This window comes from Advenella sp. RU8 (genome assembly GCF_048381675.1).
GTDB lineage: Bacteria > Pseudomonadota > Gammaproteobacteria > Burkholderiales > Burkholderiaceae_B > Advenella.
The window spans coordinates 129563-142145 of sequence record NZ_JBLWIS010000006.1; the positions used below are offsets into that span (position 1 = coordinate 129563).

A 12583-nucleotide genomic window follows, 5' to 3' on the forward strand; every position below is an offset into this window, starting at 1 on the left:
ATTTATCCTATCAAAATATCATCAAGATCAAGGAGATATAATGGCTTATGAATTCCACTCCCCCTCAGAAACCAATAGCGTCATTGTGGGCGGCGGTACGATGGGAACCGATATTGCCACGGTATTGCTGCGTGCAAAGTCCCGCTGCACCATAGTAGAACCCAGCCAGCTTCAACATGAAGGGATATGCAACCGTATCGCACAAAACTTGCAGGCTATCGGACGTGAAGAAAACCGTTCACTGCTTTCAGTTGTTGCTTCTCTTGAGGAAATTGACTGGTCGGGCGTGCATCTGGTGATTGAGGCAATTCCTGAAGATCTGGCGCTCAAGCAAGCGCTGTTCAAGGATCTTGAGCGCCTGGCAGGGGCTGACGTCATTTTATGCAGTAACAGCTCTAGTTTTCCGATCAGTGATATTGCCGAAGGCCTGCAAACGGCAGAAAGGATGGCCGGCTTGCATTTTTTCATGCCAGCACATATTGTGCCACTGGTTGAGGTGGTACTGGGCAAGCAAACCAATCCCGAGGTGGGGGCGACTCTGGTGGCCCTGATGAAACGCTGTGGTTCGGTGCCGGTCCTGATCCGCAAAGATGTGCCCGGTTTCCTCGCCAATCGCCTGCAACATGCTATTGGCCGGGAAGCTTATTCGCTGATCCAGTCGGGTATTGTGACCGCTGAAGATGTGGATGCCGCCGTGCGTTTTGGATTTGGTTTTCGGTATTTGGCGGCTGGCCCGATTATGCAAAAGGAAATTGCCGGTTGGGATGTTCATGCTGCGGCTGCCGCAACCATTTACCCTGACCTGTCAAATGCGGCAATGCCTCCCGCAGTCTTGACTGACAAAATAAAAAATGGCAACTATGGCATGAAAACGGGGGAAGGTTTCTATACATGGACACCAGAAACCATGCAAGAGGAAAAACAGCGTTACGATCAGGTATTAAGGCAAGGGCTTGAAATTTTGTCCAAAGACCTTCCTGAAATTGAACCCTGAACCGGAATTTTTCACTAAAATCCTGTTGGTCTTGCCTGACGGGGACAATGGGGTGATAATCTGGTTTTTCATGCTAAAACTTGGGCGCTGAAAGTACGGGAATATGCGGTTTTTTTTCCAATAAATATCTGTTTTTACAAACAATAATTTGGATTTTCCGATTGTTTCCTATTATCCGAATTAAATTGCCACAAAATGAATGTGCTGGTTCTGTAAAAGGTGTAACATTCAGCCTGATATTATCTTTAGAGGAGTGTAAAATGAATAAACCAAATTCTGGCAGTCGCCTTAAATTTGGGTTTGTTGCGTTAATGGCATTAACGTTTGCTGGATGCTCATCAATCAGTAACGTCAGTTCAGACGGAGTTACCGAAGATCCTGTCTGGCCAAATGTTGAAAGCGTTACCTTAAATAACAAGCAGGGTACTTACCCCAATTTTTATAATTTGACACAGGTCCGTTCTGGCGTAACCAAAGACCAACTCTATTATTTGCTGGGCCGCCCGCACTTTAGTGAAGGCATCAGTGCAAAAGAATGGGATTACCTCTTCCATTTCCATACCCCTGACATGGGTGTCAATAATGTCACAACCTGCCAGTTCAAGATTCTTTTCGACACCGACAGTATTGCCCGCAGTTTTTATTGGCGTAGCGTAGGCGAAGGTGCCGGTTGCCCGCCAGGAAGTGCCAAACAGTCATATACACTAAGTGCAGATGCTTTGTTTGAGTTTGACAAATCAACACTAAGCGCCATTACAACAGGCCGTCAGGAACTGGACAATCTTGCCCAAAGCTTAAGCAATGCGAAGGACGTGACCGGTATTACTATTGTTGGTCATACCGACCGCTTGGGTAATAGCGGTTATAACATGAAGCTGTCACAGGCCCGTGCAGAAACCGTTGGCAACTATCTGGTTAGCCAGGGTATTCCGGCTAACATGATCCAGGCTTATGGCGTGGGCGATTCACAACCTGTTGTGCAATGTGATGGTGGTGGCCAAGAGCTTATCAACTGTCTGGCGCCAAACCGTCGTGTCGTCATTACCGTAGACAACAAGCAATAAAACAGGCTGTTTCTTCATAATTATTCAAGTCTGAACCATATTTACACCCGTACCGCATAACTTTTCTAAAGTTATGCGGTTTTTTTATATGCCTTGTAGAAAATGCTGGCATATGATGTTGTTTATCAAAACATTGTGAACAATAGTTAATTGCGATTTGGTTTGATATAAAACAATACTGCCTATCAACTCTCAAGTTACCATAGTCTCAAGCTTTAAATAAAGATATTAAAAACTCATTACGGGGAATTGGTAAGTATCCTTATTAAATTTTTTTTAAAAGGCTACTTATATTTTTTAAGAGAGGTTGTATTATGGTGAAAATGAAAAAATCCATTGCTAGCTACGCGCTGGCATCAATATTATGTCTGGCCGGCAGTGCTGGTGTCATGGCCCAAGACAAAGCGGCAGAGGCCACCAAAACGGAACGCTACAAACCCAACAATGAATTGATTGTTGCCATTGAGCCTGCAAGTGGTCAGAATCCTGCAGAAGTCGAGCTGGGTAAAAAACTGTTCTTTGATCCCCGTTTGTCACGGTCGGGTTTCATTTCCTGTAACTCTTGCCATAACCTGGGCATGGGCGGCAGCGATAACCTGCCTACCTCAATTGGCCACAACTGGCAGGAAGGTCCTATCAACTCACCAACCGTATTGAACTCCAGCCTGAACTTTGTCCAGTTCTGGGACGGTCGTGCGGCAGACTTGCGTGAGCAGGCTGGTGGTCCCATTGCCAACCCGCTGGAAATGGCTTCCTCACATGACCTGGTGGTGAATATTCTTGAGTCCATTCCTCAATACAAGGAAGAGTTCAAAAAAGTATATGGTACCGACACCATCACGATTAATGAAGTGACCAAAGCACTGGCAGTATTTGAAGAAACCCTGGTAACGCCTAATGCACCCTTTGACCGTTGGTTGAAAGGTGATGAAAATGCCATTAATGACCAGGAGCTGCGTGGTTATCTGACCTTTAAGGAAAGCGGTTGCGTTGCCTGTCATAATGGAGCCAACGCGGGCGGATCCTCATTCCAGAAAATGGGTCTGGTCGAGCCGTACGTTACCGATAACGAAGCCGCCGGCCGTGCCGGTGTGACCGGTAAAGACGTTGACCGTATGATGTTCAAGGTGCCTACCCTGCGCAACGTGGAATTGACCTATCCGTACTTCCACGATGGTGCGGCCAATACATTGGCTGAAGCGGTGGACATTATGGGAAGACTGCAGTTAGGCCGCAAATTTACAGACAATGAAATTGAAGATATTGTCGCCTTCCTGAAAACCCTGACCGGTGAGCAGCCACGGTTTGAAATGCCTATCCTGCCACCTTCCAGTGATTTGACACCCCGTGCCAAACCTTTTGAATAAGGGATAGCAAAGGTTAAATGGCAGTGCTGTGAGCGGCTGCCATTAACAAGTCTCGATTAAAAAACACCTGTTTCGTCTTGGCGAACAGGTGTTTTTTTGCAGAAAAAGATACATGATAGTAAAAAACGTCAAAGCGGTTTGACTGGCTGTTGAAATTATCAAGCCGTTTTTTACGTGAAGCGGGGGTAAGAGTGCAAAGGGTGTGATGCAGGCCAATCATTAAACGGACGCGGGTTTATATTGCTCGCCTAGCAATTTGTGTTGGTTTTGATACAGCCACTTTTTGTTTTTAAGACCAGAAAATCATTCCGTGAGTATATTCACTTACAATCATTGATAATTCAAATGGAAATTATCAAGAGATATTCGGAGAATATGAATGAAGCTTTATTATTCAACAACATCCCCTTTTGTGCGCAAAGTGATGATGGTGGTGCAAGAGTTGGGTTTGCTTGATCAACTGGAAAAGGAGACGGTACAGGTCCATCCGGTTAACCGTTTGCAATCGCTTATAGTTTCCAATCCACTCGGGCAAGTCCCCACCCTGATTACCGATGATGGCCAGGCCCTTTATGACAGCCGGGTTATTTGTGAGTATCTGAATGACAAAGCCAATGGCCGCCTGTTTGGCGACCAGCAGAGCCGCTGGGGAATCTTGTCCGAATTGGCTGCGCTGGATGGTTCGCTGAGTGCTTTGGTGACTGCCCGCTATGAAATCAGTGTCAGGCCTGTCGAGTTGCAGTGGTTGGCCTGGGTTGATGCTCAAATGGACAAGACCCGCACGACACTGGAATATTTCGAAGGCAAGGCTGATACACTTGAAGGCCGGGTGGATATCGCCATTTTTGACCTGGCCTGTTTATTGGGTTACCTTGATTTCCGCTTCGCCCACTTTGACTGGCGCAAGCTTTATCCCAAGCTGGATGCCTGGTATGCGCAGTTCTCGCAACGTCCATCCGTAAAAAATACAGCACCCGTATAACGTTGAATTTATCCCGATTTGACCCGCATACCTTACGCGTTTTTCTTCTGGCGGCCCAGCACTCAAGCCTGACCAAGGCCGCCCAAGAGACGCATCTTACCTTGTCTGCCGCCAGCAAGCGCATTTCAGAGCTTGAAAAACAGCTGAACTGTAGCCTGTTTGTCAGGCAACCCAGGGGCCTGGCGCTGACTTCGGCCGGGCACTCGCTGGTAGAGCATGCGCAATCGGTTATCAGTGCCATTAACCGTATGGCTACTGATATGGAAGACTACGCGGCAGGTTTACGGGGGCAGGTCCGGATATGGGCCAATACGTCTTCAGTCATTCAGTTTTTACCTGCCGACCTGGCCCGGTTCACACGGAAAAATCCTGCCATTCGCCTGAATCTTGAAGAAAAATTGAGCCATGAAATTATTTCGGCCCTGACCCAGGAAAAAATCGATATCGGGATTTTTGCCGATAATGTGCCCAGTGGCCAGGTACAAAAAAGTGTCTACCAATGCGATCGCCTGGTCTTGCTGGTGCCCCAATTCCATGTGCTAAGCCAGTCTCCACCGGTTTATTTCAGGGATGTGCTGGAGTATGACTTTGTCGGCTTGTCTGATGGCAGCTCGCTGCTGGTTCTCATGCAGGAAGCGGCATTGGTGGCTGAAAAATCATTGCGCCTGCGGGTACAGGTAAGCAGTTTTGATGCCATTTGCCGCATGATCGAGGCAGGATTGGGCATTGGCCTCTTGCCCCGTTCTTCGGTGCGCCCGGAGATTCTTGGTAAAGGATTGCATGCCGTGGAGTTGCTTGACAGCTGGTCTGAACGGACCTTGTGGATTGGGGTGCGTAATGAGCAGGCCCTGACGCCAGATGCCCAACGTCTTTTTTCTTTCCTGAAAGAAAGCCGTTATGCAAGTGATTTAAAATAAAAAAAGACGTTCACTTGAATTTCAGGAAAGGGTAGTTTAGAAAATAATGATTTTCAAGCGGGATATTTTCTTTCATTATATTGTTGAGTTGAAAGTAATGAAAGGTAATTGAAATGTCAAAACCGCTTGAAGGTATCAAAGTACTTGAGTTGGGTCAGCTGATTGCTGGTCCTTTTGCCTGCAAAATGCTGGCTGAGTTTGGGGCGGAAGTCATCAAGATAGAACCCCCCGAAACCGGTGACCCGCTACGCAAATGGCGTTTGTTGCATGAAGGCACCTCCGTCTGGTGGGCTTCTCAATCAAGAAACAAACAATCCGTCACTTTGGACCTGCGCCAGAAAGAAGGGCAGGATGTGATCCGGCTTCTGGTCAAGGAAGTTGACGTGCTGGTGGAAAACTTCCGTCCAGGAACCCTTGAGAAGTGGGGGCTGGGTTGGGAAGAGCTGAAACAGATCAATCCTAAACTCATCATGCTCCGTGTTTCCGGTTATGGTCAAACAGGACCATATAAGGATTTGCCGGGTTTTGGCGTGGTGGGTGAGGCCATGGGTGGCCTGCGTCATCTTAGTGGAGAACCGGGCCGTCCTCCGGTACGGGTGGGGATTTCGATTGGTGATTCGCTTTCCGCCTTGCATGGCGTGATTGGGGTGTTGCTGGCTTTGCGTCATCGGGACCAGAATAACGGCAATGGGCAGGTCATTGATGTCGCCTTGTACGAGTCTGTCTTTAACATGATGGAAAGCATGATGGCGGAATACTCGATTTTTAATGAAATCCGCCAGCCTGCTGGAAGCAGTTTACCAGGTATCACGCCAAGCAATGCTTACCGTTGCGCAGATGGCAAGTACGCCCTGATCGCAGGAAATGGTGACAGCATTTTCAAGCGTCTCATGGCGCTTATCGGGCGCAATGACATCGCCGAAGATCCTGCTTTTGAACATAATGACGGCCGCTCCAAACAGGCCGAATACATTGATGGCGTGATTGGACAATGGGCCGCTCAGCATAGCCTGGATGAAGTGCTTGAGGCCTTGCATCAGTCCCGTATTCCCGCAGGCAAAATTTACGATGTTGCCGATATTGCACAAGATCCACATTATCAGGCACGCGAGATGTTGATTCAGGGCGAGCTTGAGGATGGGACTGCAGTTACCCTGCCGGGAATTGTGCCAAAGCTAAGTGAAACGCCCGGAGAGGTTCGTCGCAAAGCACCCACACTGGGACAGGATACGGCCAAAGTGCTGGGTGAGTTGGGCATAGATGAGCAGACCCAACAGCAATGGCGTGCCAAGGGCATTATTTAAGACGGGATGAGCATGATGCAGAAAAAACGTATTTATATACAGGAAGTGGCCTGTCGTGACGGGTTTCAAAATGAAGCCGCGTTTATACCCACAGATGACAAGATCGAGATCATCAATCGCTTAAGTGATTGTGGCTTTGCCAAAATTGAAGTCACCTCATTTACTTCGCCCAAGGCGATTCCCGCCTTGCGGGATGCCGAAGAGGTCATGCACCGGATCCAGCGTAACCCCAATGTGGTGTATACCGTACTGGTACCCAATTTGCGTGGTGCTGAACGAGCGATGTCCTGCGGGGTGGATGAAGTCAATCTGGTGATGTCCGTCAGTGAAACGCATAATCAATCCAATTTGCGCATGACACGCGAGCGTTCTTTTGAACAGTTGGCCGGTATTATTGGGGAGGTCAAATCCACGCCGGTAGCGATTAATATTTCCCTGTCCTGTTCTTTTGGTTGTCCCATGGAAGGTGATGTACCCCAAGATGAAGTCTTGTCCTGGGCCGACCGTTTTGCCGAACTGGGTGTGCATGGCATTACCTTATGTGACACCACTGGCATGGCGTATCCAACGCAGGTCAGGGCGCTGTTTGAAGACTGTAAGGCGCGTTTTCCCGCGCTGGAATTAACCGCGCATTTCCATAATACGCGTGGCATGGCTTTAGCCAATGCCAATGCGGCCATTGAAGCGGGCATTAACCGATTTGATGTGTCTTTGGGCGGTTTGGGTGGATGTCCTTATGCGCCCGGCGCTTCGGGCAATGTGTGCACGGAAGAGATGGTGCACATGTTGGAATTGATGGGGATGGATACGGGGGTTAATCTGGAGCAGCTTTTACAGGCCAGCGCTTTGTTACCTGGCCTGATTGGGCATGATGTACCCAGCCAGATCCTGAAAGCGGGCCCACGCCTGAAATTACATAATCCTGTCGGTTCGATGGCGAGGTCGCAATGAGTTATCCTAAAACTTTGTTTGAGAAATTATGGCAACGCCATGTGGTGGAAGAAAATGATGAGGGGCCATCGTTACTATATATAGATCGTCACCTCGTTTACGAAGTGACGAGTCCTCAAGCATTCGAAGGCTTGCGGTTGTCAGGGCGTAAGCCATGGCGTAGCGATACCGTGATGGCCAGTGCCGACCACAACGTTCCAACGGATCCATCCGAGCGTGAGATGGGGGTGGATGGTATTCAGGACGTACTGTCGCGCATCCAGGTAAAGCAACTGGGCAAGAACTGTGACGAGTTTGGTATTACGGAGTTCCGTCTGGACGACAGGCGGCAAGGCATCATTCATGTCATTGGTCCGGAGCAAGGGGCCACTCTTCCAGGGATGACCGTGGTCGCGGGCGATTCGCATACAAGTACACATGGCGCATTTGCAGCCTTGGCATTTGGTGTAGGAACCTCAGAGGTAGAGCACGTATTGGCTACACAGTGCTTGCCGATGCAGCGCATGAAGCCGATGTTGGTGAAAGTCGAAGGTGAGCTGCCAGATGGTGTAACGGCAAAAGATCTTATTCTTGAAATTATACGAAGAATTGGAACAGCGGGAGGCACCGGCTACGCCATTGAATTCGCTGGCAGCACGATCCGCGGCCTTTCCATGGAGGGGCGTATGACTCTCTGTAATATGGCTATTGAAGCGGGGGCCCGCGTTGGCTTGGTGGCGGTTGATGAGAAAACGATTGAATATCTGAAAGGGCGACCTTTCTCACCCAAGGCAGAGCAGTGGGCCCAGGCCGAAGCTTACTGGCGTACGCTTCAAAGTGATCCAGGTGCCGTCTTTGAACGTACTGAAGAAATCGACGCCAGCCAGTTGCTGCCTATGGTCAGTTGGGGCACTTCACCGGAGATGGTTGTTCCCATCAATGGTGTTGTGCCTGACCCTTCGCATGAGCCTGACCTGGTTCGTCGGGCAGGGATGGAGCGTGCATTGGCGTATATGGATCTTAAGGCCGGGACGCCCATCCGCGACATCAGGCCTGATAAAGTGTTCATCGGGTCCTGTACGAATGCCCGTATTGAGGATCTGAGGCTGGCTGCATCCATCGTCAAGGGTAAACGCATCGCAAGTACGCTGCGACAGGCATTGGTGGTGCCGGGATCAGGTCTGGTCAAGGAGCAGGCAGAAAAAGAAGGTCTGCATCGCATATTCCTGGATGCCGGCTTCGAATGGCGTGAGCCGGGGTGTTCGATGTGTCTGGGCATGAACAGTGATCGTCTTGGAGAAGGAGAACGTTGCGCCTCTACTTCAAACCGTAATTTTGAAGGCAGGCAAGGCTCGGGAGGGCGTACCCATTTGGTCAGCCCGGCGGTTGCCGCGGCTACCGCGATTGCCGGTTATTTTGTTGATGCTACACATGTTCACGGGAGTCTATGATCATGGAACCTTTTATCTCTTTCGAAGGACTGGTTGCACCGCTTGACCGTGCTAACGTGGATACGGATGCCATTTTGCCCAAGCAGTTCATGAAGTCGATTTCACGTACCGGTTTCGGTCCTAATCTCTTTGATGAATTGCGATACCTGGATCGGGGCGAACCAGGCCAGGATGTGTCGAAAAGGCCGTTGAATCCCGAGTTTTCTCTTAACTTGCCTCGTTACAAAGGCGCTTCTATCTTGCTGACGCGTCAGAATTTTGGTTGTGGCTCCAGTCGTGAGCATGCACCATGGGCTTTGCATGATTATGGCTTTCGGGTGTTGATTGCCCCAAGCTTCGCCGATATTTTTTTCGGCAACTGTTTCAAGAATGGCATGTTGCCTATTGTTTTACCTGCCAAGGTTATCGATGAGCTGTTCAGTGCGGTATACCTGACCCCGGGTTATCGCTTGAGGATTGACCTGTCATCCCAGCGTGTGATGGATTCTGCAGGAAACACGTGGCATTTTGATATTGAAGCAAGCCGGAAAGAGAGCCTTATGAAGGGTCTTGATGATATTGGGATAACACTTTCAAAAGCAGCGGTAATCCGCAGCTATGAGGCGGTCCGAAAGCAGCAGGAGCCTTGGCTGTTCCCCTCAAAGGCCTAGGTTTTTCACTGGATTTTAAGCGAGACCGATCGGTTTTGAGTGAAGGGTACCTGCAGTAACTGTGTTTTCCTGACGTACGCTTGGGAATAGTTCAGGTGCCTTGAGTAAAAATGGCGATGCCAATAAAGGCATCGCCATTTTTTCAGGCAGTTTGCCATGAACCGGCAAACTGCTTTGGCTTGACACTTATTCCATTTTAATCGTGGTATTTACGCCTTGGGCATGGTGGGCCCAGCGGGCGGTGATGGATTTGGTTTGGGTCCAGAAGCTGACGGCCTGTTTGCCGTTGGGGCCCAGGTCACCCAGTTTTGAACCGCGTGAGCCGGTAAAGCTGAACCATGCCACGGGTACGGGAATGGGGATATTGATGCCAATCTGGCCCACATCGACATTGTTCTGGAAGTAACGGGCATCGCCACCGCTCTGGGTAAAGATGGCCACGCCATTGCCATTGGGATTGGCATTAATGAATTCAATTGCTTCATCCAGGGTATCCACGCAAACCACACACAATACCGGGCCAAAAATTTCTTCCTGGTAAATACGCATCTCGGCTTTGACACCGGCAAAAATGGTAGGGCCGACAAAGTTGCCGTTTTCATAGCCTTCAACCGTAATATCGCGGCCATCCAGCAGCAATTCGGCGCCCTCGTCGATACCGGCCTGAATCAGGCCGCGCACCCGTTCACGGGCCGCTGGCGAAACCAGCGGGCCAAGGTCTGCCGCGCGGTCGGTACCGACATTAACCTTGAGTTTTTTGCTGCGCTCAACAAAATCGTCCAGCCATTCTTTGGTCTTGCCAACCATCACGGCCACAGACGTTGCCATGCAGCGCTGTCCGGCAGCACCAAAAGCTGCACCCACTAATTGGTTAAGAGCAACCTCTTTGTCGGCATCAGGCAAAATGACGCAATGGTTTTTGGCGCCCATCATGGCCTGGCAGCGTTTGCCTGCGTTGGATGAACGGCGGTAAATTTCAGTGCCCACACGGGTGGAGCCAATGAACGATACCGCCTTGATATCGGGATGTTCACACAGGCGGTTGGCCACTTCAGGTCCACCGTGAACGACGTTCAGGACACCGGGTGGTAAGCCAGCCTCAAGGGCCAGCTCGGCCAGGAACAATGAGGAACTCGGGTCTTGCTCGGATGGTTTCAGCACAAAGGTATTGCCACACGCTACCGCAATCGGGAACATGAAGCAGGGCAGCATGATGGGAAAGTTGAAGGCGGTAATGCCGGCACAAACGCCTAAAGGTTGGTTCAGGGTATAAACATCAATGCCCGATGCCGCATTTTCGGCATATTCGCCCAATTGCAGGCTCACAATCGAGCAGGCGTGCTCAATGACCTCAAGGCCGCGGCCAACCTCGCCTTCGGCGTCGGGCAGGGTCTTGCCGTGTTCCAGGGTAATCAGTTCGGCCAGTTTGCCGGCGTTTTCACGAACCAGTTGCTGCAGTTTCAGCATGATACGCATGCGGGTGCCCTGGCCGCTATTGCGCCAGGTCTTGAAGGCTTGCTTGGCACTGGCAACCGCCTGATCCACTTCGTCAAGCGTGGCAAAAGGCACCCGGGCAACCACTTCCTGGTTGGCCGGATTCACCACATCGTGCCAAACCGCAGAGACGGAGCGGACTTTTTCACCATTGATAATCAGGGGTACTTCTGGGATGGAACGCATTATGTAATCCTTTTACTGTTTAAGAAGAGAGCAGCTTGATTCGGAAAGGGGCTGGAAAGCTTCTGCGGCCGGAATAGTGGCGAGCAGTTTCGAGTAATCCCATTCGCTTTGTTTTTCAGACGGTTTTTTGACTTCATACAGATACATGTCGTGAATTACACGGCCATTGGGCTGGATGGAGGCGTTGTGCATGATGGGGTCTTCAATCGGGATCTCGCGCATTTTGGCGGCTACTTTATCCCCTTCGGTAGACTTGGCAGCAGCGACTGCTTTCAGGTAATGCAGCACGCTTGAATAAACGCCGGCCTGAGTCATGGTAGGTTTCAGGTTATTGAATTCTTTGGCGAAACGATTAGACCAGGCACGGGTATTATCATCAAAGTCCCAGTAGAAACCGTCAACATAACTGAGTCCCTGGGCGTTTTCATTACCCAGGGCCCGCAGGTCAGACAGGAAAATCAGCAGTGAAACCAGGCGCTGTCCGCCATCGGTAATACCAAATTCCTTGGCCTGTTTGACCGCATTGACGGTATCCTGGCCTCCGTTAGCAAGCGCCACCACATCGGCTTTGGAGCTTTGGGCCTGCAGCATGAAAGAAGCGTAATCGGAATTGTTCAAGGGGTGGCGTACGGCACCATTGATCTTGCCGCCCAGTGATTCCACCATTTTTGAGGTATCGGCTTCAAGTGAGTGGCCAAAGGCATAGTCAACCGTGAGGAAATACCATGACTTGCCACCCGTGGCCATGGTCGCCTTGGCGCCACCAACCGATTGTGAATAAGTGTCAAACATCCAGTGAAATCCCACCGGAGAGCATTCTTTATTGGTCAGGGCCGTGGTGGCCGGACCGGAAAACAGGACCACCTTGTTCTTTTCCCGGGCAATATTCTGCACGGCTAGCGCAACGGCCGAGTTGGTCAGGTCGGCAATGGCGGTTACGCCCTCACGATCAAACCACTCCCTTGCCTTGGCGGCGCCCACATCGGCCTTATTCTGGTTGTCGGCTGAAACAAGATCGATTTTCATGCCCTTGCATTCTGCTGCCAGGCAGTCATTGATGGCCATTTTGGCGGCCGCCACCGATCCCGGGCCACCCATCGAGGCATAGGTGCCGGACATATCGGTAAGTACACCGATTTTGACGGGTGGAAGGTCATTGGCGCTGGCCATTGAGCTGAACGCCAAAGCACAGCTTAACGCAAGCGAGTGTGCGTGGATTTTCATGGTTTGTCTCCGGTTTTTTC

At 50.3% G+C, this 12583-nt stretch carries 11 protein-coding genes; 9 read left to right on the top strand and 2 right to left on the bottom strand.

What is annotated here, in order from left to right; all coding sequences use genetic code 11:
* Nucleotides 1–40 precede the first annotated feature (40 nt).
* The 9 genes from ACM5Q9_RS09430 to leuD all read left to right on the top strand — a co-directional run bounded on the left by ACM5Q9_RS09430 (nt 41) and on the right by leuD (nt 9659).
* The gene (locus ACM5Q9_RS09430) at nt 41–994 is read left to right on the top strand and encodes a 3-hydroxyacyl-CoA dehydrogenase family protein (protein WP_418144474.1); all 954 of its coding nucleotides are present in this window, start codon (nt 41–43) and stop codon (nt 992–994) included.
* A gap of 260 nt (nt 995–1254) precedes the next feature.
* A complete protein-coding gene (locus ACM5Q9_RS09435; RefSeq protein WP_418144475.1) occupies nt 1255–2058 on the top strand; it encodes an OmpA family protein in 804 nt (267 codons plus the stop codon).
* Between the two features lie 389 nt (nt 2059–2447).
* Entirely contained in the window at nt 2448–3425 is a 978-nt protein-coding gene (locus ACM5Q9_RS09440; protein ID WP_418144513.1) for a cytochrome-c peroxidase, read from the top strand.
* Between the two features lie 379 nt (nt 3426–3804).
* Nucleotides 3805–4407 (top strand): glutathione S-transferase, encoded by a 603-nt coding sequence (locus ACM5Q9_RS09445; RefSeq protein WP_418144476.1) that lies wholly within the window; start codon nt 3805–3807, stop codon nt 4405–4407.
* A 2-nt stretch (nt 4408–4409) separates the two neighbouring features.
* On the top strand, nt 4410–5324 hold the full coding sequence (locus ACM5Q9_RS09450; protein WP_418144477.1) for a LysR substrate-binding domain-containing protein: 915 nt from the start codon (nt 4410–4412) through the stop codon (nt 5322–5324).
* Nucleotides 5325–5437: 113 nt separating this feature from the next.
* Nucleotides 5438–6628, top strand: coding sequence for a CaiB/BaiF CoA transferase family protein (locus tag ACM5Q9_RS09455; protein ID WP_418144478.1), 1191 nt, complete (start codon nt 5438–5440; stop codon nt 6626–6628).
* A 15-nt stretch (nt 6629–6643) separates the two neighbouring features.
* On the top strand, nt 6644–7579 hold the full coding sequence (locus tag ACM5Q9_RS09460) for a hydroxymethylglutaryl-CoA lyase (protein ID WP_418144514.1): 936 nt from the start codon (nt 6644–6646) through the stop codon (nt 7577–7579).
* A complete protein-coding gene (gene leuC / locus ACM5Q9_RS09465; RefSeq protein WP_418144479.1) occupies nt 7576–9009 on the top strand; it encodes a 3-isopropylmalate dehydratase large subunit in 1434 nt (477 codons plus the stop codon). The genes ACM5Q9_RS09460 and leuC overlap by 4 nt, the downstream gene beginning before the upstream one ends.
* A gap of 2 nt (nt 9010–9011) precedes the next feature.
* A complete protein-coding gene (gene leuD / locus ACM5Q9_RS09470) occupies nt 9012–9659 on the top strand; it encodes a 3-isopropylmalate dehydratase small subunit (protein WP_418144480.1) in 648 nt (215 codons plus the stop codon).
* Nucleotides 9660–9845: 186 nt separating this feature from the next.
* On the opposite strand, the gene ACM5Q9_RS09475 is transcribed toward leuD, so the two are convergent.
* Both ACM5Q9_RS09475 and ACM5Q9_RS09480 read right to left on the bottom strand, forming a co-directional pair.
* Nucleotides 9846–11339 carry a CoA-acylating methylmalonate-semialdehyde dehydrogenase gene (locus ACM5Q9_RS09475; RefSeq protein WP_418144481.1) on the bottom strand — a complete coding sequence of 498 codons (1494 nt, stop codon included), beginning with the start codon at nt 11337–11339 and terminating at the stop codon, nt 9846–9848.
* A gap of 12 nt (nt 11340–11351) precedes the next feature.
* On the bottom strand, nt 11352–12563 hold the full coding sequence (locus ACM5Q9_RS09480; protein WP_418144482.1) for an ABC transporter substrate-binding protein: 1212 nt from the start codon (nt 12561–12563) through the stop codon (nt 11352–11354).
* Nucleotides 12564–12583 lie beyond the last annotated feature (20 nt).

Excerpts from the sequence above, each read along its gene's own strand:
- ACM5Q9_RS09430 (WP_418144474.1), top strand. The coding sequence starts at position 41 with ATGGCTTATGAATTCCACTCCCCCTCAGAAACCAATAGCGTCATTGTG.
- ACM5Q9_RS09435 (WP_418144475.1), top strand. The coding sequence starts at position 1,255 with ATGAATAAACCAAATTCTGGCAGTCGCCTTAAATTTGGGTTTGTTGCG.
- ACM5Q9_RS09440 (WP_418144513.1), top strand. The coding sequence starts at position 2,448 with ATGGCCCAAGACAAAGCGGCAGAGGCCACCAAAACGGAACGCTACAAA.
- ACM5Q9_RS09445 (WP_418144476.1), top strand. The coding sequence starts at position 3,805 with ATGAAGCTTTATTATTCAACAACATCCCCTTTTGTGCGCAAAGTGATG.
- ACM5Q9_RS09455 (WP_418144478.1), top strand. The coding sequence starts at position 5,438 with ATGTCAAAACCGCTTGAAGGTATCAAAGTACTTGAGTTGGGTCAGCTG.
- ACM5Q9_RS09460 (WP_418144514.1), top strand. The coding sequence starts at position 6,644 with ATGCAGAAAAAACGTATTTATATACAGGAAGTGGCCTGTCGTGACGGG.
- leuC (WP_418144479.1), top strand. The coding sequence starts at position 7,576 with ATGAGTTATCCTAAAACTTTGTTTGAGAAATTATGGCAACGCCATGTG.
- leuD (WP_418144480.1), top strand. The coding sequence starts at position 9,012 with ATGGAACCTTTTATCTCTTTCGAAGGACTGGTTGCACCGCTTGACCGT.
- ACM5Q9_RS09475 (WP_418144481.1), bottom strand. The coding sequence starts at position 11,339 with ATGCGTTCCATCCCAGAAGTACCCCTGATTATCAATGGTGAAAAAGTC.
- ACM5Q9_RS09480 (WP_418144482.1), bottom strand. The coding sequence starts at position 12,563 with ATGAAAATCCACGCACACTCGCTTGCGTTAAGCTGTGCTTTGGCGTTC.